Raw genomic sequence first — 2465 nt, forward strand, 5'->3', positions numbered from 1 at the left:
GGATTCGGCAGCCCCGAGACGCTGCGGCGCACCTTCGTGGCCCGGCTCGGTGTCTCACCGGGCCACTACCGAGCCCGGTTCGCCACGACGCACTCGGACCCCCGCCGAACTCGGACACCAGCCGCCGGCCGGAACGCCGGCCAGAACGGGACCGCCGGCACCCCGTCGGCTCCGACACCGCGGAACGAAGCGCCACAGCCCGCCGAACGCGACGGCTGACCATCGCTCGGAAGCCCGCCCTGCCCCTGCCGGCCTCCGGAGTACCGGCCCACCGGCCTTCGCGGCCCGCTGCAAGGAGCTCTGAGAGTGGTGATGACGACCGGCCTGACGACGCCCGCGCCCTTGGCGCAGGTGCGGCCGGCCGACGGACGCGCGCTGGGGTGGGCCGAGTAGGGCCCGGCATCGGGTGTGCCGGTGCTGTTCGGTCAGTGGCGCCCGACGACGCGTGCCACTGCTTTTCCGGGCCCCTCGTTGGTGAGCGGGGCGTTCGGTGTGCGGGACTCGGTGTGCGGGGCGTGTCGTGAGAGCGGGGTGCCGGGCCGCCCCCGGAAGAAGGTGAGGGGCGGCCCGGCGGGCCGGGGTCTCGGCCGCACGTGGCAGGAAGCCACGTCGGCCACTGTAACTTCCCATTCGCCTCGCGCCTTGGCATGGACCTGACGGCCCCCGGCGGGCTAGGCTCTGCCCCGCCATACATGAGAGCGCTCTCAGCACTCGGCTGTTCCACATCCCACCTCTGGAACGACGAAGGGCAAGTCCCATGAGACGCACAAAACTTACGCATGTCGTCTTGACCGCGCTCCTGATCCTCGGCGGCTCGGGAGCGGCGGGGGCGGTCCCCGCGGCGGCGAGCGGCGCCCACACCGCACCCGGCCCCATCGGCCAACCCGTCAACGCGACTGGACCCGGCGGACACACCGCGCTCTTCGGGGCCGGGTCCTCCGGAACCGGCGCGCCGTCCCCGAAAGCCCGCGTCCGACGGGATCCTGACCGCCATGCAGCGGGATCTCGGCCTCACGCGACAACAGGCCGAGGCGCGGATCGCGGCCGAGCGGTCCGCCGCCGCCGTCGATCCGAAGGTGCGCCGGGTGGCCGGTGACGCCTACGCGGGCTCCTGGTTCGACGCGACGAAGGGGCGCCTGACGGTGGCCCTCACCTCGGACGCCTCGCCGGGCACACGTCACGCCATCGAGGCGGCCGGGGCCGAGATCCGTACCGCCGAGCACACGGCCCGGCAGCTCGACACGGTCAAGGCGCGCATCGACCGGCTGTCCGCCCCCGCCGGGGTGAGCGGCTGGCACGTCGATCCGATGGCCAACACGGTCGTCGTCGACGTCGTGCGGAATGAGCGTTCGGACAACGATGTCCGGCGCTTCGTGTCCCGGGCCCGCGAGGCGGGTCCCGTCACCGTCCGGACCGTCTCCGCGGCCCCGCGCACCTTCGCCGCGGGAACCGTCGGCGGGGACCCCTACTACACGGGCAACGTCCGCTGTTCCATAGGGTTTTCGGTGTACGGCGGCTTCGTGACCGCCGGACACTGCGGCTCGCCGGGCGCTGGAGTCAGCGGCTGGGACGGCTCGTACATCGGCACGTTCCAGGGCTCCTCGTTCCCGGACAACGACTACGCCTGGGTGAGCGTGGGCAGTGGCTGGTGGACGGTTCCGGTGGTGTTGGGCTGGGGCACGGTGCCCGACCAGCTCGTGCGCGGCTCGGCCGTGGCGCCCGTCGGCTCCTCCGTCTGCCGGTCGGGATCGACGTCGCACTGGCACTGCGGGACCGTGCTGGCGATGAACGAGACCGTCAACTACAGCCAGGGCGCGGTGCACCAGCTGACGAAGACGAGCGCCTGCGCCGAACCCGGCGACTCCGGGGGCTCCTTCATCACCGGGGACCAGGCACAGGGCGTCACCTCGGGCGGCTGGGGCAACTGCGCCGGCGGAGGCGAGACCTGGTTCCAGCCCGTCAACGAGATCCTCAACCGGTACGGCCTGACCCTGCACACCTACACCGGCTGACGCCGGACCGATCCACAGCGCCCCCGGGTCACCGGGGGCGCCCCCCCCGTTATGTTTTCCGCGGTCCTGCAAGAGGACCGCTGGCCTCCGGGCCCGGCATGGCTGGTCCCCCCTGTCGAACCGATGACCTGGGGGGTGGTGCCACCGGGCCCGAGAGGCGCCGTTGGAGACGCTGATGAGAGGTCCGACTACCGCCTGGCCCGGTGCAATGCCCGGCCGCTTGCGGGCGGCAGGTCTGCATAACGTGGATGCGCACATACGACGCCAACGCCCTGGCCAGCACCGCACAAACCCCGTTCGGGAGGATGGGTTGGACGACATCGACGACGTGGGCGTCTTCCTCGGTCTGGACGTCGGGAAGAGCGCCCATCACGGGCACGGACTCACCCCGGCCGGCAAGAAAGTCTTCGACAAGCAGCTGCCCAACAGCGAGCCGAAACTGCGGGCCGTCTT

3 pseudogenes are annotated in these 2465 nt (G+C 72.0%); all 3 read left to right on the forward strand.

From position 1 onward, the window contains the following. Window positions 1–219: pseudogene (locus AB0947_RS42735) on the forward strand (hypothetical protein); the annotation flags it as partial. 538 nt (window positions 220–757) lie between these two features. Beyond that, a pseudogene (locus tag AB0947_RS42740) lies at window positions 758–2012 on the forward strand (S1 family peptidase). Window positions 2013–2322: 310 nt separating this feature from the next. After that, a pseudogene (locus AB0947_RS42745) lies at window positions 2323–2465 on the forward strand (IS110 family transposase); the annotation flags it as partial.

Origin of the sequence: Streptomyces sp. NPDC047841, from assembly GCF_040704085.1 — a bacterium.
GTDB classification, from domain to species: domain Bacteria; phylum Actinomycetota; class Actinomycetes; order Streptomycetales; family Streptomycetaceae; genus Streptomyces; species Streptomyces argyrophylli.